This is a genomic window from Actinoplanes sp. NPDC051513 (assembly GCF_044454685.1).
GTDB lineage: Bacteria > Actinomycetota > Actinomycetes > Mycobacteriales > Micromonosporaceae > Actinoplanes.
Genome location: NZ_JBITDW010000009.1, coordinates 82,010 through 103,098, shown reverse-complemented (window position 1 = coordinate 103,098; position 21,089 = coordinate 82,010). Strand labels below are relative to the sequence as shown.

Sequence of the window (21,089 nt, the reverse complement as noted above, 5' to 3'; positions counted from 1 at the left end):
GTCAGCCACCGCTGCGGACGAACACCGGCATGGCGTCCAGCGTGGCGGTCACCTGGCCGGTGGTCCCTCCGGCGTAGCTCCGGCCGGTGAAGTAGTCGGTCCAGGTGCTGCCGGGCGGGAACCACACCGTGGTGGTGGCGGTGGTCCCGGGCGTCGTGACCGGGGCGACCAGCATGTCGGGGCCGAATAGATATTCGGCGCCGGCCGTCGCGTACGCCTCCTGCTCGCCCGGATAGGCCAGGTAGAGCGGCCGGACGATCGGGGTGCCGGTGCGGGTCGCCTCGGCGGCGGCGCGATACGTGTACGGCTGCAGCGTCTTGCGCAGGTTCAGGAACTTCTTCGCCGACGCGTTCGCGGCCGTCCCGTACTGCCACGGGAGGCGGTCGCTGTGGTTGGAGTGCAGCCGGTCGATCGGCTGGAACGTTCCGAGCTGAACCCAGCGGGCGTACAGATCGTCGGGGAGCCTGGTGCTGCCAGGCTCGGTCCCCGGCTGCTGAAGGCCGCCGGTGTGGCCGCCGATGTCGTGGCTGACCGCGGCCAGCCCGGTCACCACCGACTCGCCGCCGGTGTAGCCGACCTCGAACTGCAGGGTCTCCCAGTCCGAGGTGGTGTCGCCGGTGAAGTGCAGGGTGGTGCGCTTGTCGGCCCACGGCCCGGTCGGCACCGCCGTCGGGCCGCTGTAGCCGCCGGCCTGCAGCGACCCGTAGGCACGGGAGAACGCGAACCCGGTCTCGTCGGCGTACTTCTGGTTGATCCACGCGTCGGGAGTGACGCCGGGCAGCGAGGACCGGGAGCCGTCGCAGCACCAGTCCAGCCACCAGAAGTCGATCTGTCCCGGGAAGAGGGCGCGGTGCAGCTGGAGGTACGCGGCGAGCTGGTCCGGGTCGCCCCAGTCGAAGACGTAGCAGTCCGCGCCGCCGTTGCAGCCGACCCGCTGGAGCTTGCCCTTCGCGGTGGCCTGCGCCGCCGCGAAGCGCGGGTCGGAGCCGAGGATGCTCGGGTGGATGTTGAAGCCGGTGCGCACGCCCTGCGCGTGCAGCCAGTCGACGAAGCCCCGCGGGTCGGGGAACTTGGCCGGGTCGATGGTCCAGCCGTTCCACTTGTCGGGGGACTTGAAGTCGGTGTCCACCACCAGCACGTCAAGCGGCACGCCCTCGGCCCGGGCGCGCTGCACGATCTGCTGGAAGCCGGCGGCGGTGCGGTCGTAGTACTCGGAGTACCAGACGCCGTACGCCCACTGGGGCAGCAGCTTCGTCGGCCCGGTCAGCGTGGAGAGGTCCTGCAGGCCCTGGGCGTAGTTCTGGCCGTACCCGAAGACGTAGCCGTCCGGATGGGTGAGGGAATCGTCGAGCAGCGACCAGCCGTCCTGATACAGCAGGCCCGGCGCCGTCAGCGCGGCGCCGTCGACGCCGTCGAGGCCGCGCCGGTAGCCGCCGAGCGGCGCGTGCGGGGCGAGCAGCGGCGCGTCCGCGCTGGTGACGGCCACGGTGTCGAGATTGACGTGGCAACTCGCGTCGGTCGGACAGCCCAGGGTCACCGTGCTGGTTCCGGCCGGGAGGGAGACCGGGACCGACACCGTACGCCAGTAGTCCCAGCCACTCGTCGGCGCGAGGGTGGCCGTCGCCCCGTTGACCGTGATGGTCCGCGACTGCACCGGCTGCGCGCCGGCCTTGCCGTTGGCGTAGCGCAGCTGTACCCGGTAGGCGCCGGCGCTCGGCACCCCGGTGACGGTGATCGCGTCGCCGGCCCCGGCCCGTTCCAGCCCGGCGAGGAAGCCGCTCCCGGCGTACCCGTTGTGGTCGTGAGCCGGCGTCGCGCCGCCGGACAGTGACCCGGTCTCCGCCTCGCACAGCGTGCCGAACGGGCAGGGCTTCGGGCCCGGCGTGGTCGGCGCCGGGTAGGCGTCGCCGGGCCGGACCACGGCGACGCTGTCGATGTTCACGTTGCCGGAGTCGGCGGCCGTGCGCGTGACGGTGATCTCGTGCCGGCCGGCAGCGAGATCGAGCGGCACGGTGGCGACGGCCCAGGTGTCCCAGCTCCCGGTCGGCGGCATCGACATCGTCCGGGGTGAGCCGCCGTCCACCGTGACGGTGAGGGTGCGCGTGGTGTTCTGGCCGTCGCCGCCGGTGGCGTTGGCGTACCGGAGGCTCAGCTGATAGGCGCCCGCGGCCGTGACGGCGAGCCCGAGAGAATCGCCGGTCGACTGGAACCCGGCCGCGAAGCCCGACCCCGTGTAGCCGCTGTGGTCGGCCGCCACGCCCGGCCCTCGCAGGGCGAGCGACTCGACCTCGCACAGCGTCCCGAGCGGGCAGTCGGGGGTGACGTGACCGGCCCAGGGCGCGGCCTGCACGACCTGGCGGCCGGCGTTCAGCCGCACGGTGAGGTTGTCGGCGGTGAACGCGCCCGACCCGACCCGGTAGCGCAGCGTCACCGCGCCGGTGTCGATGGTGAGCCACCCGTTCGTGGTGCTGCTGCGGAACGCCGGGGGCGCGAACTTGTCCCGCCCGACCACGTTGAAGGTCACCGCGTCGGTGAACTTGCCGTCCGGCGCGTACTCCGTACGGATCAGCGTCGGCGAGAGCACCTCGAACCGGGCGTTTCCCGAAATAACAGCATTTTCCTGTACGGCTCCGTGCGGCACCGCCAGAAGCCCCGCGACCAGCATCAGACCGACAAAACCCCGACCGACCATGATGACAACGCTGTCGGGAAACAGTCACACCTGTCAATGGACTACCGGACGCCGGGGACGAACAGGGTACGTTGTCTTGTCGTGCCTGCCCCATTACGCCCCACTGACCCTCGGTACGTCGGCCGTTACCGGCTGTTGTCCCGGCTGGGTGAGGGTGGCATGGGCTCGGTCTTCCTCGCCGAGGCCCCCGGCGGCCGTCCGGTGGCCGTCAAGGTGATCCGCCCCGAGTTCGCGCACGAGCCCGAGTTCCGCGCCCGCTTCCGCGGCGAGGTCGACCGCGCCCGCCAGGTCCCGCCGTTCTGCACCGCCGAGGTGCTCGACGCCGACCCCGGCCACGTCACGCCGTACCTCGTCGTCGAGTACGTGGACGGCCCCAGCCTCAACGAAGTCGTCGACGAGAACGGCCCGCTCACCGGCGGCCGCCTGCACGGCGTCGCGGTCGGCGTGTCCGCCGCGCTCGCCGCGATCCACGGCGCCGGCGTCATCCACCGCGACCTCAAGCCGCGCAACGTGTTGTTCGCCCTCGGCACCCCCAAGGTCATCGACTTCGGCATCGCCCGGCCGCTCGAGCCGACCAGCGTCCACACCCGCGCCGAGGAGATGGTCGGCACCCTCGCCTACATGGCGCCCGAGCGCTTCGACGCGGACGCCGACCGCTCCCTCACGCCCGCGGTCGACGTCTTCGCGTGGGGCGCGCTCGTCACGTACGCCGGAACCGGCCGCACCCCCTTCGGCGGCGACATCCCCACCGTCACCGCGGCGCGCATCCTCACCCAGCCGCCCCGCCTCGGCGACCTCCCGCCCTACCTGGCCGAGCTGGTCCTCGCCGCGCTCGAGAAGGAGCCCGCGAACCGCCCGGCCGCGCCGGAGCTGCTCGACCGCCTGCTCGTCCCCGGCTCGCCGAGCGCTCCCCCGCTCCCCCTGGAGCTACGGCGCGAGGCCGAGGCCGCCGCCGCTCAGCATTCCGGCCGCTACCCCACCAGCGCCGGCCGTTACCCCACCAGCGCCGGCCGCAAGCGCCGCACGGCCGCGATCGCCGCCATCGTCGTCGCCACCGTCGCGGCCGCGGCCGCCGGCACGCTCCTGCGCACCAACCGCGAGCCGGCGGCGGAGCAGAATCCCGGGCCGGCCGCGGTGGAGAACTCCGGGACGGCCACGGCCGCCGCCGGCCCATCCCTGTTCGACTCGCTGCGCGGCCCCGGCTTCGTCAACACGTCCTCCGACGAGACCGGCTCCTGCGCCTATCGCAACGGCCTGCGCGTGACGGCCAGGACGAGCGACGCGGCGATGTGCGCCCTCACGCCGTACGTGGTGTTCCCGCCCAGCCAGACCATCGGCATCCGGGCGACTCTGGCCGATGCCCGCTCCTGCGCCGCGATCGTCTTCCGCGCCGTCGGCGAGGACGGCAGTCAGGTCAACTACTTCCGCGACGGCTACCTCGCCACCGTCTGCCCCGGCGAAGTGCGCCTGGCCGGCACGATCGGTGGCGCGCTGAGCCCGATAGCCGCCGCTGAACGCGCCACGACCCCCGGTGTCGCGCACCGGATCGAGCTGATCACCGACGACCGTACGGCGACCCTCAGCATCGACGGCGCGCCCGTCCTCGACGGCCTCTTGAGCGAGTCCTCCCTGGTGAGCGGCCGGGTTCTGCTGGGCGCATCGAGCGGCCGCGTCACGTACACCGACGCGGAGCTCCGGTCCGGCACCGATCCCGCCGTCCCCGCCACGCCCGCCTTCATCACCGGCGACGCGCGGTTCACCGCCGGCATGTGGACCCTTTACGACGCCGGCGGGGTGGCCATCGTCGAGCCCACCGAGTTCCTGACCGGGCGGGAGTACTGCCGGCGCTTCGCCCTCGGCGACACCTCACCCAGGTGCTCCCAGAAGTACGTGCCGGTGGCCGGTTCAACGGCGGTCAGCCTGCCCCTCGCGGCCAAGCCCACCTACCTCGACTACCGCAGGAACCCCAGGAAGTGCCGTGATTCGCGTACGCATGCCGGCACGTGCCCGGTGAGCTTCCGGGAGTTCGCCACCGTCACGGACGGCGCCTCCCCGTGGCCCGCTCTCGTGACGATCAGAGCCGGCAAGGTGACCTCGGTGGCCCGCCTGGATCTGAGCTAGGGGTATAGCAGGCTGTACCACCATTCGGTAGCCGGCTGGATGGTCCGGCATCGGCAATCTTCATAGCGTTTTCCGTGCGCCACAACGACGACACGGAAGGCACAACGATGTCCGCGGTACGCGTGGAGAAACTCAGGCGGGTCTACGGCCCGGTCACCGCCCTCGACGGGGTCGACGCCGCTTTCGAGCGGGGCACCTTCACGGCGGTGATGGGTCCGTCCGGCTCGGGGAAGAGCACGCTGCTCCAGACCGCGGCGGGGCTCGACCGGCCCACCTCGGGCCGGGTGCTCATCGGCGAAACGGAACTGTCCACATTGTCCGAGACCAGGTTGACCGAGCTTCGCCGTACGCGAATCGGCTTTGTCTTTCAGGCTTTCAACCTCATCGGCGCGCTGACCGTCGAGGAGAACATCGCGCTGCCCCTGCGGCTGGCCGGCGCCCGGCCGGATCACGCGTGGCTGCGGCAGGTGGTCGAACGGGTCGGGCTCGGCGACCGGCTGCGGCACCGGCCATCGGCGCTCTCGGGCGGGCAGCAGCAGCGGGTGGCGATCGCGCGAGCCCTCGCCACCCGGCCCGAGGTGATCTTCTGCGACGAGCCGACCGGCGCGCTCGACACGCGGACGGCGGCGGACGTGCTCGCGCTGCTGCGGGCGGCGGTCGACGAGGCGGGGCAGACGGTCGTCATGGTCACCCACGATCCGGTCGCCGCCTCGTACGCCGATCGGGTCCTGATTCTGGCCGACGGCCGCATCGTCGGGGACATGCCGCAGCCGGGCGCCGCCCGCATCGCGGAGCACCTCGCCTCGCTGGACCGGAGGGTCGCGCGATGACCGCCCTCGCCGTCAAGCTGCTGCGTCACCGCGCCGGACCGTCCGTCGCCACGCTGATCGCGCTCGCCGCCGGCGTGCTCATCCTGACCGCGCTGGGCACGCTCGTCGAGTCGGGCCTGCGCTTCCACCCCGCGCCCACGCTCTATCGCACCGCCGATCTCGTCGTCGCGAACCGGGAGGTGAGCCACACCTTCAAGGAGTTCGGCGGGGACACCGCGACGGCCACGGCCGCGCTGCCCGAGGGCACGGTCGACGCCGGGCTGGTCGAGAAGATCCGGCAGGTGCCGGGGGTCACGGCCGTCGCGGGCGACGACCGGATCGTCATCGACTCGCCTCCGGCGACCGGTCACGCCTTCGACGTGTACGCCTTCACGGGCGGCCCCCGGGTCGCCGCGCCGACGGCCGACGACGAGGTGGTGGCCGACGTCCGCCTCGGCGCCTCCGCCGGCGACCGCCTCAAGCTGGTCGTCGCCGGAACACTGCGGTCCTACCGGGTGAGCGCGACGGCCGACACCGGCGCGCCGCGGGTCTTCTTCACCGGCGCGCAGGCGGCCCGCCTCTCGGCGCATCCCGGGCGCTACGACGCGATCGGGGTCCGGACGTCCGATGTGGACGCCTCCGATGTGGACGCCGTCGCCCGTGCCGCCGGCGTCACGACGTACACCGGAAACGAGCGCGGCGACGCCGAGCAGTCGGACGGCCTCGCCGCCCGCAGCCTGCTCGTCGAGGCCGGCTCGGCGTTCGGCGGCTACGTGATCATGCTGATCGTCTTCGTCGTGGCCGGCACGATCGGCCTGTCGGTGCGGCATCGCCGCCGCGACCTGGCCCTGCTACGGGCCGTCGCCGCCACGCCGGGGCAGCTGCGCCGGATGCTGATGGCCGAGACCGCCCTGCTCGGCCTGGTCGCTGCGGTCGCCGGCGTGCCGGGCGGGCTGCTCGCCGCCCGCTGGGCGCACGGGGAGCTCATCGACCGCGGCTTCATCCCGGCCGGGTTCCCCCTCGCGGGCGGGGTGTTCGCCGCCCTCGTCGCGGTCGGCACCGCGGTGCTCGTGGCGGTGCTCGCCGCACTGATCGCCGGTCGCCGGGTCACCCGGATCAAGCCGGTGGAGGCGCTCGGCGAGATCGCCGTCGAGCCGAAGCGCAGCGGAAAGGTGCGGCTGGCCTCCGGCCTCCTCACGCTGATCGCGGCCGGGACCGCGGGCGGGTTGACGTCCGCGCTCACCGGGGCCACCGCGGCGCTGGCCGGCGCGGTCGGCATGCTGTACCTGTTCGTCCTGGCGGTGGCGCTGCTCGCACCCTGGATCAACGCGTTCGCGGCACGGCTGCTGACGCCGGTCCTCAACCGGGTGTGGCGGGCCAGCGGCTACCTCGCCGCCAAGAACCTGCGGGCGAACGCGCAGGGCATGGCGACCGTGCTGACGGCGCTGGTGCTGGCGGTCGGCTTCGGCGGGTCGGTGTGGTTCCTGCAGAACAACCTCGCGCGCCAGACCACGACCCAGAACCGGGTGGGCACGCTGGCCGACCGCGTCGTGGTGGGCGCTTCGGCCACCGAGATCCGCGGGCTCGGCGGGGTGCAGGCGGCGACGGGCGTACGGCGTACGACGGTGGTGGCGAAGTCCTTCGACGGCATCGAGCCGGTCGCCGCTCAGGCGGTCGACCCATCGGGCCTCGCCGCCACCATGGACCTCGGCGTGCTGGAGGGCAGCCTCGCCGCCCTGGGCAAGGGAACCGTGGCGCTCTCCGCGATGCAGGCGTCCTCCTCCGGCCGGCACGTCGGCGACACGGCGACGCTGTGGCTCGGCGACGGCACCCCGGCGTCGCTGAAGGTGGTCGCCATCTACCGGCGGGGCCTCGGATTCGGCGACGTGACGCTGGCCAAGGAGACCGTCGCCGGGCATCTCCCGCGCGACGCCGACGACGAGGTGCTGGTGCGCACCGGCCCCGGCGGCGCCTCCTCGCTGGCCGCGTGGAGCGCCGGGCACCCCGGCAGCGCGGTGCTCGACGCGCGCGAGCGCACCCGGATGATCGGCGCCGACCTGGCGATCGGGGCATGGCTCAACCGGATGCTGATCGGCGTGATGGTCGGCTATGCGGCATTGGCCGCGGCCACCACGATGGTGATGGCCGCGCTCGCCCGCCGTCGCGAGCTCGCCCTGTTGCAGCTGGCCGGGGTGACCCGGCGGCAGATCCGCCGGATGGTCGGCGCCGAACAGGCCGGGCTGCTCGGCACGGCGGTCCTGATCGGCGCGACGATCGCGGCGCTCACGCTCGGCTCGATCGTGCGGGCGCTCACCGGCAGCCCGATCCCGTACATCCCGCCGCTGGGGTGGGTGGCGGTGCTGGGCGGCGTGACCGCGCTCGCCCTGGTCACGACGATCTGGCCGGTGCGCCGGCTGCTCCGCACCCCGCCGATCGACAACATCGGCATCAAGGAATAGCTCAGGAAGGCAGCGGTTTGGGGTGACGCGAAACGGTTACCTACGGGGCGGAGGTGATTCGATGAAATTCGTGGTGAAGAAGAGCACCAACGGCGAGTTCCGCTTCAACCTGGTGGCCACCAACGGCCAGGTTGTCGCGACCAGCGAGTCGTACAAGCAGAAGGCGTCCGCGCTGAACACGATCGAGTCGATTCAGAAGAACGCGGGTGTCGCGTCGGTCGACGACCAGACGGTCACCTGACCTACCGAGGCCGCCTTTAAGATGCGCTTGCGTATCTTACGTGAGGAACCTATCGTTGCCTCGTAAGATACATCTGCGTACCTTAAGGCGGCCCCGATGGCCTCAACCAAGATCGACCCCCGCGCGCTGCGCATCGCCGTCGCGGTGCTGGCCGGCGGCGTCGCGGTCATTCTCGACTCCACGATCGTCAGCGTCGCGCTGCATGAGCTGGCCGCCGACCTCGGCGCCGTCGTCGGCACGATCCAGTGGGTCAGCACGGCCTACCTGCTGGCGCTCGGCGTCGTCATCCCCACCGTCGGCTGGCTGCAGGGCCGCCTCGGCGCCAAGCGGCTCTGGATGATGGCGCTCACGCTCTTCCTGCTCGGCTCGGTGCTCTGCTCGCTCGCCTGGAGCGCCCCGAGCCTCATCGCGTTCCGTGTGGTGCAGGGGCTCGGCGGCGGCGCGATGATCCCGCTGATGACCACGATGATCATGCAGGCCACCGCGGAGAAGGACCGCGGCCGGATGATGTCGGTGGTGGCGCTGCCCACCGCGGTCGGCCCGATCCTCGGCCCGGTGATCGGCGGGCTGATCCTCGGCGTCGGCGACTGGCGCTGGCTGTTCCTCGTGAACCTCCCGCTCTGCCTGACCGGCCTGGTCCTCGCCGCGCGGCTGATCCCGGCCGACGAGCCGGCGCGCCGCGGCCGCCTCGACGTGGTGGGCCTGGCCCTGCTGTCGCCGGCGCTGGTCGCGCTGCTCTGGGGCCTGTCCAACGTGAGCGGCGACGGCGGCTTCGGCCACGCCGACGTGCTCGCCCCGCTGATCGGCGGCGCCGCGCTGCTGGTCGCGTTCGTGCTCTGGGCGCTGCGCGGGCGGGGCACGGCGCTGGTCGACCTCGAGGTGCTGCGCTCGCGCCCGACTTGGGCCGCGACCGCGCTGATGTTCCTCTCCGGCGCCTCGATCTACGGCGCGATGCTGCTGCTCCCGCTCTACTGGCAGGAACTGCGCGGCATGGACGCCCTCGGCGCCGGCCTGCTGCTGATCCCGCAGGGCGTCGGCTCGCTGCTGAGCCGCACGGCCGCGGTGCGCCTGCTCGAACGCGTCAGCGCCCGCTGGGTGTCGGTCCTCGGCTTCGTGCTGGTCGGCCTGGCAACCGTGCCGTTCGCGCTGGCCGGCGCGCACACCGCGACCTGGGCGCTGATGGTGACGCTCTTCGTGCGCGGCCTCGGTCTCGGCATGGTGATCATCCCGCTGATGATGGTCGCGTTCGTCGGCCTCGAGCGCGAGCAGGTGCCGCACGCCAGCATCGTGACCCGCATCGCGCAGCAGGTCGGCGGCTCGGCCGGCGTCGCCCTGCTGGCCGTCATCCTGGCCACCTCGGCCGCCGGGACGGGCTCGCTCGCGAGGGCGTTCGACGTCGCCTTCTGGTGGACCGTCGGCTTCACCGGCGTCGCGGTGCTGCTTTCGTTCGTGCTGCCCGGCCGCGCCCGGCGCACACCGGAGCCGGGCCTAACGGAGCGCGTGCCCGTAGGCGCTCGCTAGCGGCGCCAGGTCCGGCTCGCCGTACTCGGCGACCATGGCGTCGAAGGCGGCCGCCTTGCCCGGGCCGAACCGGCGCACGTCGCCGCGGTAGGTCGCCGCGGTGACGAACGCCGGCGGGCTGGTCTTGCTGTGGAACTTGTCGGCGTACATCACCAGCCGCTCCTCGCCGGTCTCCGCGACATAGTCGCCCGGCGGCAGCGGCAACCCCTGTCGCTCGATGTCGGCCCGGGTGATCCCGACGCCGGTGTGGTGCGCGCAGAACCGGCTCAGCACCTCCGGATACCCGAGGTCGCGCATCAGCTCGTACCCGATCAGCCCATGCCTGAGATAGGCGCCGTCGAGGCGATAGACACCGATGTCGTGTACGAGGCAGCCGGCGCGCACCAGATCAGGGTCGAGGGGCGGCGCGAGCAGCCGGGCCGCGATCCCGGCCACGATCTCGCAGTGGGTGTACACCAGGTCGAACGCGGCCGCATCGGGCGCGAGGCGCTCGTGCAGGGCCCGGATCTCGGCATCGCTGGGGAGCGGCACAATCCGATCATTGCCGCTGCTGCGATCGGTCATCCCAGCAGCTCAGGGCGCTGCCAGTTCTCCCCTCGCACGTGGTGGTCGAGGAACGCCAGCACCGTCTCGTACCAGACCTTGGCGTTTCCGGGTTTGAGGATCCAGTGGTTCTCGTCCGGGAAGTAGAGGAACTTGTGCGGGCTGGAGCCGTCGTCGTTCTTCGAGCGCGACAGCAGGTCCCACCACAGGCGCAGCGCCTCGCCGATCGGCACCCGGTAGTCCTTGTCGCCGTGGATGACCAGCATCGGCGTGGTGATGGCGTCGGCCGAGCGGTGCGGCGAGTGCGCCTCCAGCCGCGACGCGGTGAGCTCTCGCGCCCAGTAGAACGCCGCGTCCGTGGTGGTCATCATCTGCTCGAGCGACCACAGCGAGGCGTGCGTGACGATCGCGTCGAACCGATCGGTGTGCCCGGCCACCCAGTTCGCCATGTAGCCGCCGAACGAGCCACCCATCGCGGCGGTGCGCGCGGCGTCGATGTCGGGGCGCCGCACGGCGGCGTCGGTGAGCGTCATCAGGTCGGTGAAGGGCTTGTCGCCCCACGAGCCCCAGCCGCGCTTGATGAACTCCTGGCCGTAGCCGGTGGAGAGCGCCGGGTCGGGCAGCAGCACCGCGTAGCCGTGCGCCACCGCCAGCCACGGGTTCCAGCGCCAGGACCAGCCGTTCCACGAGCTGAGCGGCCCGCCGTGGATCCACAGCAGCAGAGGCTTCGCACCGGCGCCGTCGGGGAGCGCGAGCCAGGCGCGCAGCGGCGTGCCGTCGGCGGCCTGCGCCTCGATTTCCGCCAATTTCCCGGGTACGCCCACCGCCGGCGCCGGACCGGCCAGCGGCTCCACGTCGCCCGCACGATCCAACGGCACCCGGACCGGGGCCGGCGGACTGTCGACGGCGTTGCGCAGCGCGTAGGCCCAGCGCCCGTCCGGCGAGATCCGGATGTCGCCGTAGACGCCGTGGTCGTGGGTCAGCCGGGCGACCTCGCCGGTCGCGGCGTCGACCCGCCACAGCGGGGCGCGCCCCTGGTCGTCGGCCGACACGATCAGCGCGGCGCCGTCCGGCGTCCACCGGGCGCCGTGCGGGTGCCTGTCCCAGGCCGCGGTCAGGTCGTCGGCCTTGCCGCCCTCGACCGGGATCAGGGCGAGCCACTCGTCACCGGGATCCTCCGGTGTGGACCGCCGGTAGACGACGACCGCGACCCGCGTGCCGTCCGGCGAGACGCGCGGCTGGGCGTACTCGTGATCGGGGTCGTCGGCGACCACCCGCCGCTCGCCGGTCGCCACGTCGATCGCCACCAGCGTCGTCCGCTCCGAGCCGCCGCGCTCGGCCACCGTCCACACCGCGACGACCGTGCGCCCGTCGGGCGTGATGTCCCAGCCGCCGTCGTCGGTCAGCGCCCGGCCGGCGTGCCCGGTGAGGTCGCGCAGCTCGAGCGCCTCGTCGCCGCCGGGCAGCTCGACCGCCCGGTCGCCGCGGGGCAGCTCGCCCGCCTGGTCGCCGCGGGGCAGGTCGCCCGCCTGGTCGCCGTGGGGCAGGTCGCCCGTCTGGTCGCCGCGGGGCAGCTCGCCCGTGACCAGCCGCGGCCGGTCGGGGCCGAGGTCGTGGTCCCAGAGCCGGATCGGGTACTCCTCGTGCAGGATCGCCGAGACCCCGGCGTCCTTGCGCTTCTTGCGCAGTTCCTGGTCGGCGTCGAGGCCCTCGGCCGACGGGAGCAGCGCCGAGCCGGCCACCACCGTGCCCGACTCGCTGACCGCCAGGCCCTCGACGCCGCCGCGCGGTTTCGCGATCACCCGGGCGTCGCCGCCGCCGGCCGGCAGCAGCCACAGCGCCGACCGCGGTTCGTCGTCGTCGGGGTCGGGATCGGGCTCGGGGCGGGCCGAGGTGAACAGCAGGTCGCCCGCGGGCGTGAAGGCGGCCGCCGCCTCGCCCTTGGCGCCGCGGGTCAGCCGCCGCGCCGGCTTCTCGCCGGCCGGGTCGACCTCCCACAGCGCGGTGACGTAGCGGGTGTTCTTGCGATCGGGCGTGGACACGCCGACGACCAGGCGCTTGCCGTCCGGAGACAGCCACAACCCGCCGATGCGAGGCAGCCGGACGTACGCGTCGAGGTCGTGGAATGCATCGGTGGCGCTCACCGAGTCTTTCTACACCCGCCGGGGCGCGCCCGCTGGCCCACGACCGTTGATCAGGGCGCTCACCGCGCCGCGCACCGACTCGCGGCGGAACTCCGCGCTCTCCACGGGATCGACGGCCCGGAGCACGGTCTGCGGCTCGGTGACCCACATCCGGGCGATCGACTGGATCGCCAGCAGCAGCGTCTCGGCGGGGACGTCGTCGCGGACCAGTCCCCGCCGCTGCGCCTCCCGCACGGCCTCGATCTTGTGGGTGACGGCCGGCTCGGCCGCGGTGGCGCCGGGATCGCGCTCGAGCTGGTACCACGCGACGAAGCGGACGACGTCGGGGTGCTCCAGGTTCGCGTCGTGGAGGCGCACCGCGTACCCGGGAAGGTCGTCGGGTGTGATCGGGATGGCCGACACGGTCGAGGCGGTGATCTCTGCCAGCACCGCGTCGAAGAGCCCTTCCTTGCTCCCGAAGTAGGTGTAGACGAGCCCGGCGCTGCAGCCGGCCCGGTCGGCGATCGCGTCGACCGCGCCCGCGTCCTGAGCGTCCCTGTGCACCCCGGCACCGCGCCGACCGGCATCCAGCAGTACACCGGCAGCGCCCTCTACCGCTTCGCGGGCAGGCTCATCATGCGTACCCTCGGGCAGCCGGTCGAGTTCGTAGCCGACCCGATCGCCTTCGCCGCGACCAGCCCCGACGCGACCGACCGCTCGTTCGTGGCGCCCACCGGCCCGTTCGAGCTGGGCGGCGCCCCCGGCTTCGTCAAGCTGCCGCCCGCCGCCCTCGACGACGACCTGCGCGCCGCCCTCTGGCGCGAGTCCGAGCGCCTGACCGGCGTCCACTACTGAGTCGGCGAGGGCCGGTCCGGCCCCCGCCCGGCAGCTCAGCTCTACTTGATCCAGTCGAGGATGTCCTGGTCGAGCTTGTCCTGGTAGTCGCCCTGGATGCCGTGCGGCGCGCCCTCGTACACCTTGAGCGTGCCGTTCTTGACCAGCCGGATCGACTTGTAGGCGGAGTCGCCGATCGGCACGATCTGGTCGTCGTCGCCCTGCGCGATGAGGATCGGCACCTCGAGCGCCTCGAGGTCCGCGGTGAAGTCGGTCTCCGAGAACGCCTTCACGCAGTCGTACGCGGCGGCCAGGTTGACCAGCATGCCCTGCCGCCAGAAGTCGTCCTTGTCGCCCTGCGACACCGCGCGGCCGTGGTTGGCGCCGAAGAAGCTCTCCGACAGGTCCTTCCAGAACTGCGAGCGGTCCTTGAGCACGCCGGCCCGGATGCCGTCGAACACCTCGATCGGCAGGCCCTCCGGGTTGGCGTCGGTCTTGAGCATGAGCGGCGGCACGGCGCCCGCGGTGACGACCCGGGCGACGCGGCCCTGCGGCTGGCCGTACCGCGCGGCGTAGCGGACGACTTCGCCGCCGCCGGTCGAGTGGCCGACCAGAATGACGTCGCGCAGGTCGAGGGCTTCGACGACCGAGCTCAGGTCCTTCGCGTACGTGTCCATGTCGTTGCCCGAATAGGTCTTCTCCGACCGGCCGTGCCCGCGCCGGTCATGCGCGACGACGCGGTACCCGGCGTCGGCGAACCTCTTGAGCTCGACCTGCCAGGCGTCCGAGCTGAGCGGCCAGCCGTGGCTCATCACGATCGGCTGCCCCGTGCCCTGCTCGGTGTAGTAGATCTGGACCCCGTCGGCTGCGGTGATGTATGGCATCGCGGCGCTCCCTTTCCCCAAGGCGATAGTTGCTTACCACCAGAGCTTGCCCGCCCCGCCCCCCACCGTGAACGGGAAGATCCCCTGCTCACACTTCGGAGAGACACCGTTTCGCGGGCACACCGGTGGGGTTGTCCCCCACCGGTCCCAGGTCAGCCCGGGTGCGTTCACACGGGTACGAAGACAGCTTGTGAGCGGCCTCACGCCTGCCCGGCTTCCCCAACCGCTTTACCACCCGTGGGTGGTACTCGGAGCGGGCCGCGGAGCCGACTCTCGATGCATGACCTCGAGCACTCTGATCGAACTCGGCATCGGCCTCGTCCTCATCGCGTACATCTGCTCGCGGCAGCTCTCCTGGCGCCCGGTCGACCCGGCGCGGATGTAGAGGCTGCCATTCATCCTCGGCGTCGTCGGCATCGTCTCGGTGGCCAGGCAGACCACCACGATCCACCCCGTCGACGTGGTGATTCTGGGGCTGTCCGCCGTGTTCGCGCTGGCCTCGGGCGCCCTCATGGGGTGGATCGCCCGGTTCCGCCCGTCGCCGACGAACCCGGGGATGGTGGAGAGCCGCACCGGCCGGCTCGGCGTCGGCATCTGGATCGGCCTGATCGCGGTCCGGGTGGCGCTCGACGTCGCCGGCCACCGGATGGGCTCCGACCTGGCCGTCTCCACCGGCACGATCCTGCTGGTCCTCGCGCTCAACCGGGCCGCGAGCGCGCTGGTCGTCTCGGCGCGCCAGCCGCGCCGCGCGGTGGCGATGGCCGGAAGATAGATCCGTGCCCCAGTTCCCGGCGCGTCGCCCGTGGGCGGTGATCCTCAACCTGGTCGGTGTCGCTCTGGTGGCCTCCGACCTGGCCCAGCGGTCGCTGCGCGACGCGCCGGTTCCCCTGGCGGTGGCGGCCTGGGTGGCCTGGTCGCTCTGGCAGGTGGTCGTTCTCTGCCCCGAGCGATGGGTACGCGTCCGCACCGCCCTCTACCTCGGCATGATCGCCGGTGGGTCGCTGGCCGGGGTCACCACCGACGTCGTCGCGTTCATTCCCGCGGCGGTCGCCCTGCTGGCCCTGGCGGGCGCCCCGATCGTTCCCGTGCGCCTGGTCGGCGCGGCCGTGGCCGGGTCGATCGTGCTGGTCGGGATCGGCCTGCTGATCGAGCCGGCCCAGCGGGGCAGCGTGATCGGCGTGGTGTCGCTGCTGCTCCTCTGCGGGATCGGCGGGCTCAGCCGCCGGCAGCACCGGGTGTCCGAGGCCCAGTCCCGGGCCCTGCTCGAGGAGCGGCTCGCGGTCGAGCAGGAGCGCGCCCAGGTCGCCGCGCTGACCGAGCGTTCCCGCATCGCCCGCGACCTGCACGACGTGCTCGCCCACTCGCTCGGCGGCCTGGTCATCCAGTTGGAGGCGGTCGACGCCCTGCTCGAGTCGGGCCAGCCCGACCAGGCCCGCGACCGCGTGCGGGCCGCCCGCAAGCTGGCCGTCTCGGGCCTGAACGGGGCCAAGCAGGCCGTCACCGCGCTCCGCGAGCCCGACGAGGCGCTGTCCACGGTCGTGGCCGCCCTCGCCGACACCCACCGGGCGCTGGGCGGCGAGGTGGCGGTTCGCGGCGACGCCGACCGTGGCGCCCTCGACCCCGCGTCCCGCAAGGCCGTGCGCCGGGCCGTGCAAGAGTTGCTCACGAACGCCCGCCGCCACGCCCCCGGCGCCGCCACCACCCTCGACCTCGACTGGGACGACACCATGCTGACCGTCACCGCGACCACGCCGGCCGGCCACTCGCCCCGCGGCACCTCACCCGGCGGTGGTCACGGTTGCCCCGCCTGGACGGCGCCGGCGCGACGACCCGCATCATGGCCGAGGTCCCGGGCACGGCGGTGCTGGTTCTGACCACCTACGCCGACAACGACTCCCTCTCCGGCGCGCTGCGGGCGGGCGCGCGCGGCTACCTCACCAAGGACGCCGGCCGCGCCGAGCTGGCCGCGGCCGTGCGCTCGGTCGCCTCCGGCCAGGCCACCTTCGCCAAGGAGATCGCCGACCGCCTGGTGCAGGGCTTCACGCCGGCGGCGCCCCAGCCCGGCCTGCGCGAGCGCTTCCCGGCCCTGACCGCTCGCGAGGCGGACGTGCTGGAGGCCATCACACTGGGCCACAACAACGCCCAGATAGCGTCCGAGCTGTTCCTGAGCGTGGCCACGGTGAAGAGCTACATCAACTCCATCTTCGCCAAGCTCGGCGCCCGCGACCGAGCGCACGCGGCCGCGATCGCACTGGGCCGCTCCGAATAGATTTCGCTCAACCCGTCGCAACTGCTAGCAGCGTGTCCAGCATTGTTTGGTAGGCGGTGGGGTGGACGATCGGAATGTCGTACTGGCGAGCCTTCTTTGCCTTGCCGGACATCGAGTCGGGATCGGCCGCGACCAACAGGCGGGTGCGCTTGGTGACGTTGTCGCCAACCACCAGGCCATGGCCAACCGCGTCATCCTCCCAATTCTCACGCGGCGGGCTCATGCTGCCGGTGAAGACGACCACGTCGCCGGGATTCAGCTGCCACTGCGGGCGCGTAGGAAACGGGGCCTCGCGGGCTAGAGCCAACGCCTGGTCGACGTGGGCCGCGGTCAGGCCCAGCCGTCCACTCCAGAACCCACGACGAGCACCGCGTGGCCGCGCACCCCCGGCACATAATCCAACGCGCTACCGGACTCGATGTCCTGGCTTTCCACCGCAATCGTCAACGTCCGCCCCCAAAGGTTCGATGGGAACGCCAAGCTAGCAACGTGCGTGGTAGCGAAGCCTCCGCTGAATGGCAGGACATCGTGGACAACAGGCGGAACCCGAACGGGTGCCGGGCGGTACGTGTCGTTGGCCTCGTGCGCAACTAGGGATCCGCCTTTTTCGGAGTCAGGACCTGTCTCAGAAGGCGTGCCATGATCGCCGCTTGCGCTGGTGACCATGGTGGTGCGCGGAGCAGACCGGGCGGCGTGACGCAATCGCAGCGCACCGCCGAGCGGTCGAGTGTGGAGGCGGGTCCCGACGACCCGCGGGCCACCGCCGCGGCGCGTCGCCGTGCGCGCGACAGGTTCATCTTGACGCAGCCGCCTCCGCCACACCCCAAGCCACGGCACCCCGACCGCGACGACGAAGACCCGGCCGCGCCCCGCCCCACAGGCGAGGCCGAGGCCGGCGACAGCTGCGAGTCGTTGCTGGAGCGAATAGACGAGCTGGTCGACGGGCGCTGACGCCGCGCTCGACCGGCCCGCGACGACGACCGGGCCAGCTGACTGCGGGTTGCCACCGAGCTGACCGGGGCGTTCGGGCTCCGAAAGCCGAGGACTACCTCGCCGGCATCGGCATCGGGCAAGCGGGCGCGGGTGGCTACTCGCGCTGCGGAGCCTCGGAGCCCTGGACGGCGGCGGCGTCGCGGGCGGGATCGGCGGCGGCGCCCCGAGCGATGGCGGGCAGGTTGGTGGCACCGCGGCTAGCGGCGGGCTGGGTGGCGGCGGGCTGGGTGGCGGCGGGCTGGGTGGCGGCGGGCTGGGTGGCGGCGGGCTGGGTGGTGGCGGGCTGGGTGGTGGCTGCCTCGATGAGGGCGGCCAGCAAGGCGCCTGTGGCCGGTGGGTCGGGTGGCTCTCCGTAGGTGGCGGCGTAGATCTGGCGGGGCGGGACCAGGAGGCGGGTCGCCGTGATCGCGGGGTGGCGGTGGGCTCGCAGCGCCAGTCCGGGGATCGTGGTCACGCCCATGCCGGCGGCGACCAGGCTCTGCATGACCACCATGTCGTCCGTGGTGTAGGACAGGCGCGGCGTGAAGCCGGCTCGCTCGCACATCTCGACCAGGTGGCTGCGGCATCGTTCGCAGCCGGCGATCCATGGTGTGCGGGTGTGGTCGGTTAGGGCCGTTCCGCCGGTGGTCGTCAGGAGATAGAGCGGGTCGTCGAGCAGGTGGGTCAGGCGGATCGAGTCGTCCTCGGGTGTGGTGTCGTCGTAGCGGAAGATCAGGGCGACCTCGACGTGGCCGGCCCGGAGCAGCTGTAACGCCTCCTCGGGGTGGGTGTCGGTCAGGCCCAGCTCGAGGCCGGGATGCCGGTGGGCCAGGATCGTCGCCGCTTGGGGGACCAGCGAGCTCATCACCGAGTTGAAGCCGGCCAGCCGGACCCGCCCGGCGTTGAGGCCGACCAGCGCGGCGAGTTCGGTGGTCGCCGAGTCGACCCGGCCGATGATTTCGGCCGCGCGGTCGGCCAGCAGGCGGCCGGCGGGGGTGAGCCGGATGCCGCGGCCGACCCGCTGGATCAGCTGGGCGCCGAGCTGGCTCTCCAGCCGGGACAGCTGATGGCTGATCGACGGCTGGGTGTAGAGCAGCTCTTTGGCGGCCGCCGTGACCGAACCGTGCCGCCGGACGGCATCGATGACGCGAAGCTGAACCAGGGTCACCATTCATAAATTCTAGTCATGGGATGGCGCGGGAGTTGGCATTGGACTTATCGATTGCGGGACGGAAGGGTCAGTAGGCGACAGGAAAGAGCGGAGGGAGACGGCGATGATGACGTTCGCGATCGCGGCACTGGTCCTGATCATGCTGCCGGGCCCCGACCAGGCGCTGATCACCCGCAACGCGCTGGTCGGCGGCCGGTCCGGCGGGCTGCTGACGATGGTCGGCGGCGTCCTCGGGCTGAGCGTGCACGCCGGCGCGGCCACGCTCGGGCTGTCGGCGCTGCTGCTGGCCTCTGCGACGGCCTTCACGGTGCTCAAGATCGTCGGCGCGGCCTACCTGCTGTTCCTCGCGGCGCAGATGTTGTGGTCGCGCCGGCTGCCGGCGGCCGAGGAAGCCGGCGCGGCGCCCGGGAAAGGGCTGGCGTACCTGCGGCAGGGGTTCCTGTCCAACGCGCTCAACCCGAAGGTGGCGCTGTTCTTCGTCACCTTCCTCCCACAGTTCCTCAGCACCGACAGCGGCTCGCCCCGGGCCGAGGCCGCCCTGCTGTCCGCGATCTTCGCGGCGCTCTACCTGGCCTGGTTCGGGCTGTACGTCGCCGCTGTCGAGCGCCTCGGACGCTGGCTGCGCCGCCCGCGGGTGAAGGCCCGCATCGAGAAGTTCACCGGCCTCGTCCTGGCCACCGTCGCCATCCGCCTGGCCACCAGCTCTGCCGGCCACTGAACCGGCAGAGCGCCGGACCGTCCGGGTGGTGTTTCCCCACCCGGATTGCCAACCGTGGGTGGTGCTCTGCCCGTGGCTTCGCGACCAGCATCGACGGCGACGTCCAAGAGAAAGGGATATCGCCGTGGCCGCGATACTTGCTCGGATCGGCGCCTTCTGTGCCCGGCGCCGGTGGCTCGTGGTGGGCGCCTGGGTGGTGCTGCTCGGCGCGGGGGCGAACGGGCCGTTGCTGGTGCTCGTCAAGTTCGCCGGTTCGCCGGAGCCGGAGCAGGTGGCCGCGCGGCTCGCAGGAGTGCCGGAGGTCGCGCGGGTGCTTCCCCCCGGCGTGCGTGGGCACGATGCTTGCTCACCCTCGTACCGGATAGTGGCCCCTCGGACGCGGCGACCGCGACCCTGGTCGCCAAGCTGAGGGAGCAGGGGCTTGTTCCCGGGGCGACGCTGCTGGTGACCGGGCAGACGGCGGTGGCGATCGACATCTCCGACCATCTGCGTGACGCGTTGCCGGTCTATCTCGTGCTCGTGGCGGGGTTCGCCTTTCTGCTGCTCATGGTGGTGTTCCGGTCGATTCTGATTCCGCTGAAGGCGATGCTGAGCTTCCCGCTGAGCCTGGGCGCGGCGCTGGGCTGCGCGGTCGTGGCGTTTCAGTGGGGGTCGGGCCCGCTGCTGAGCTTCCTGCCCACCATCGTGATCGGTGTCCTCTTCGGACTGTCGATGGACTTCGAGATGTTCCTGGTCTCGGGCATGCACGAGGAGCACCGGCGCGACGCGACGCCGCAGGAGGCGGTGGTGGGCGGCTTCGGGCGGGGCGCGAAGGTGGTCACGGCGGCGGCGCTCATCATGATCGGAGTGTTCGGGGGCGGCGTGGCCGGCGGCGACCCGGTGACCGCGCCGATCGCGTTCGCGCTGGCGGCCGGCGTGCTGGTGGACGCGTTCGTGGTGCGGCTGGTGCTGGTGCCGGCGGCGATCTCGCTGTTCGGGCGGGCGGCGTGGTGGCTGCCCCGGCGGCTGGACCGGGTGGTCCCGGCGGTCGATGTCGAGGGGGCGGCGCCGGCCCGCTGACGGCTTTGACGGTTTCGCGGCGAGGCGCGCCGCCCGGCGGGAATGATCGTTAGGTGCGATGAACACCGCAGGCCAAGGTCAGGAGTCGGACATGCTTTCCCAACTCGCCGCCGCCGGCGCGGCCCTCGCCGCCGGGCTCGCGCCGGCGCCGGTGACCTTCGATCCCGAGACGAACGCCGGGTACGTCGGCGCGACGGAAGTCCGGAAGGCGTTCGGCTGGTCGCCGGCGGCGCTTGCCGCGCGGGCGGCCGGCGTCGCCTTCCAGCACGGGTTCTGGGGCGAGGACACCTACACGGTCTCCTGCGGCGCGAGCCCGTTCCGCGTGGTGCACCAGCACGACTACGGGCACTACGAGTTGCGGGTCGCCGTCACGCGAGCCAGTTCCGGCTATCACGACGTGACCGGCTTCCGGATCGACGGCGCGGACGCGGGGATCTCGGGCACCACGCCGCCGCCGTCGCCGGGCGACCCCTGCCCGCAGGAGCACGCCGGCGGCGCGAAGGTCACCCGATCCGACCGGATCTCGTCGGTCAGCACTTGGACGCTGACCGTGATCTGGAAGAACGCCCATCGCCAACTACTGGTGCGCAAGTCGCGGGCATAAGTTCGCGGTCCTTCGTGTTTGACCTGCCGATCGCTTGATTGACATGTCAATTACAGGAGGACAAGCATC

Annotated in this window: 20 protein-coding genes; 13 read left to right on the top strand and 7 right to left on the bottom strand. The window is 72.4% G+C overall.

The features are described from left to right. Position 1: 1 nt before the first annotated feature. Positions 2 to 2,692 carry a TIM-barrel domain-containing protein gene (locus ACIA5D_RS27910; RefSeq protein ID WP_396033210.1) on the bottom strand — a complete coding sequence of 897 codons (2,691 nt, stop codon included), beginning with the start codon at positions 2,690 to 2,692 and terminating at the stop codon, positions 2 to 4. 81 nt (positions 2,693 to 2,773) lie between these two features. On the opposite strand from ACIA5D_RS27910, the gene ACIA5D_RS27905 reads away from it, so the two are divergent. From ACIA5D_RS27905 to ACIA5D_RS27885, 5 genes are all read left to right on the top strand, one after another. Next, positions 2,774 to 4,813 carry a serine/threonine-protein kinase gene (locus ACIA5D_RS27905; protein ID WP_396033209.1) on the top strand — a complete coding sequence of 680 codons (2,040 nt, stop codon included), beginning with the start codon at positions 2,774 to 2,776 and terminating at the stop codon, positions 4,811 to 4,813. Positions 4,814 to 4,920: 107 nt separating this feature from the next. Continuing rightward, positions 4,921 to 5,643, top strand: coding sequence for an ABC transporter ATP-binding protein (locus tag ACIA5D_RS27900; RefSeq protein ID WP_396033208.1), 723 nt, complete (start codon positions 4,921 to 4,923; stop codon positions 5,641 to 5,643). Next, a complete protein-coding gene (locus ACIA5D_RS27895) occupies positions 5,640 to 8,081 on the top strand; it encodes an ABC transporter permease (RefSeq protein ID WP_396033206.1) in 2,442 nt (813 codons plus the stop codon). Before ACIA5D_RS27900 ends, ACIA5D_RS27895 begins: the two co-directional genes overlap by 4 nt. Positions 8,082 to 8,142: 61 nt before the next feature. Continuing rightward, complete coding sequence (locus ACIA5D_RS27890; protein WP_396033205.1) at positions 8,143 to 8,322, top strand: YegP family protein; 180 nt, start codon at positions 8,143 to 8,145, stop codon at positions 8,320 to 8,322. Between the two features lie 96 nt (positions 8,323 to 8,418). Beyond that, complete coding sequence (locus ACIA5D_RS27885) at positions 8,419 to 9,843, top strand: DHA2 family efflux MFS transporter permease subunit (RefSeq protein ID WP_396033204.1); 1,425 nt, start codon at positions 8,419 to 8,421, stop codon at positions 9,841 to 9,843. On the opposite strand, the gene ACIA5D_RS27880 is transcribed toward ACIA5D_RS27885, so the two are convergent. The 3 genes from ACIA5D_RS27880 to ACIA5D_RS27870 are packed head-to-tail and all read right to left on the bottom strand — an operon-like array spanning position 9,811 to position 13,073. Then, on the bottom strand, positions 9,811 to 10,407 hold the full coding sequence (locus ACIA5D_RS27880) for an HD domain-containing protein (RefSeq protein ID WP_396033203.1): 597 nt from the start codon (positions 10,405 to 10,407) through the stop codon (positions 9,811 to 9,813). The genes ACIA5D_RS27885 and ACIA5D_RS27880 overlap by 33 nt on opposite strands. After that, a complete protein-coding gene (locus ACIA5D_RS27875; protein WP_396033202.1) occupies positions 10,404 to 12,530 on the bottom strand; it encodes a prolyl oligopeptidase family serine peptidase in 2,127 nt (708 codons plus the stop codon). The genes ACIA5D_RS27880 and ACIA5D_RS27875 overlap by 4 nt, the downstream gene beginning before the upstream one ends. A 9-nt stretch (positions 12,531 to 12,539) precedes the next feature. Then, positions 12,540 to 13,073, bottom strand: a complete 534-nt coding sequence (locus ACIA5D_RS27870; protein WP_396033201.1) for a TetR family transcriptional regulator — start codon at positions 13,071 to 13,073, stop codon at positions 12,540 to 12,542. Here ACIA5D_RS27870 and ACIA5D_RS27865 point away from each other — a divergent pair. Further along, on the top strand, positions 13,068 to 13,364 hold the full coding sequence (locus ACIA5D_RS27865) for a hypothetical protein (protein WP_396033198.1): 297 nt from the start codon (positions 13,068 to 13,070) through the stop codon (positions 13,362 to 13,364). The two genes, ACIA5D_RS27870 and ACIA5D_RS27865, sit on opposite strands and share 6 nt — an antisense overlap. A gap of 41 nt (positions 13,365 to 13,405) precedes the next feature. Here the strand turns inward: ACIA5D_RS27865 and ACIA5D_RS27860 are convergent, their stop codons facing one another. Next, positions 13,406 to 14,227 (bottom strand): alpha/beta fold hydrolase, encoded by an 822-nt coding sequence (locus ACIA5D_RS27860; protein ID WP_396033197.1) that lies wholly within the window; start codon positions 14,225 to 14,227, stop codon positions 13,406 to 13,408. A gap of 424 nt (positions 14,228 to 14,651) precedes the next feature. Here ACIA5D_RS27860 and ACIA5D_RS27855 point away from each other — a divergent pair, with 424 nt between their 5' ends. From ACIA5D_RS27855 to ACIA5D_RS27845, 3 genes are read left to right on the top strand one after another with little or no spacing between them, the layout of a single operon-like run. Further along, a complete protein-coding gene (locus ACIA5D_RS27855) occupies positions 14,652 to 14,999 on the top strand; it encodes a hypothetical protein (RefSeq protein ID WP_396033196.1) in 348 nt (115 codons plus the stop codon). 4 nt (positions 15,000 to 15,003) lie between these two features. Then, the gene (locus ACIA5D_RS27850) at positions 15,004 to 16,101 is read left to right on the top strand and encodes a sensor histidine kinase (RefSeq protein WP_396033195.1); all 1,098 of its coding nucleotides are present in this window, start codon (positions 15,004 to 15,006) and stop codon (positions 16,099 to 16,101) included. Continuing rightward, the gene (locus ACIA5D_RS27845) at positions 16,065 to 16,496 is read left to right on the top strand and encodes a LuxR C-terminal-related transcriptional regulator (protein WP_396033194.1); all 432 of its coding nucleotides are present in this window, start codon (positions 16,065 to 16,067) and stop codon (positions 16,494 to 16,496) included. Before ACIA5D_RS27850 ends, ACIA5D_RS27845 begins: the two co-directional genes overlap by 37 nt. Positions 16,497 to 16,503: 7 nt before the next feature. Here ACIA5D_RS27845 and ACIA5D_RS27840 read toward each other — a convergent pair whose 3' ends face one another. Next, the gene (locus tag ACIA5D_RS27840) at positions 16,504 to 16,740 is read right to left on the bottom strand and encodes a BRCT domain-containing protein (RefSeq protein WP_396033193.1); all 237 of its coding nucleotides are present in this window, start codon (positions 16,738 to 16,740) and stop codon (positions 16,504 to 16,506) included. A gap of 449 nt (positions 16,741 to 17,189) precedes the next feature. Here ACIA5D_RS27840 and ACIA5D_RS27835 point away from each other — a divergent pair, with 449 nt between their 5' ends. Next, positions 17,190 to 17,447 (top strand): hypothetical protein, encoded by a 258-nt coding sequence (locus tag ACIA5D_RS27835; protein WP_396033192.1) that lies wholly within the window; start codon positions 17,190 to 17,192, stop codon positions 17,445 to 17,447. Positions 17,448 to 17,583: 136 nt separating this feature from the next. Here the strand turns inward: ACIA5D_RS27835 and ACIA5D_RS27830 are convergent, their stop codons facing one another. After that, complete coding sequence (locus ACIA5D_RS27830) at positions 17,584 to 18,639, bottom strand: LysR substrate-binding domain-containing protein (RefSeq protein ID WP_396033191.1); 1,056 nt, start codon at positions 18,637 to 18,639, stop codon at positions 17,584 to 17,586. A gap of 103 nt (positions 18,640 to 18,742) precedes the next feature. On the opposite strand from ACIA5D_RS27830, the gene ACIA5D_RS27825 reads away from it, so the two are divergent. The 3 genes from ACIA5D_RS27825 (at position 18,743) to ACIA5D_RS27815 (ending at position 21,020) form a co-directional block, all read left to right on the top strand. Continuing rightward, the gene (locus ACIA5D_RS27825; RefSeq protein ID WP_396033190.1) at positions 18,743 to 19,357 is read left to right on the top strand and encodes a LysE family translocator; all 615 of its coding nucleotides are present in this window, start codon (positions 18,743 to 18,745) and stop codon (positions 19,355 to 19,357) included. 342 nt (positions 19,358 to 19,699) lie between these two features. Continuing rightward, on the top strand, positions 19,700 to 20,416 hold the full coding sequence (locus ACIA5D_RS27820) for an MMPL family transporter (RefSeq protein ID WP_396033189.1): 717 nt from the start codon (positions 19,700 to 19,702) through the stop codon (positions 20,414 to 20,416). 91 nt (positions 20,417 to 20,507) lie between these two features. After that, positions 20,508 to 21,020 (top strand): hypothetical protein, encoded by a 513-nt coding sequence (locus tag ACIA5D_RS27815; RefSeq protein ID WP_396033187.1) that lies wholly within the window; start codon positions 20,508 to 20,510, stop codon positions 21,018 to 21,020. The last annotated feature ends 69 nt before the right edge of the window (positions 21,021 to 21,089 follow it).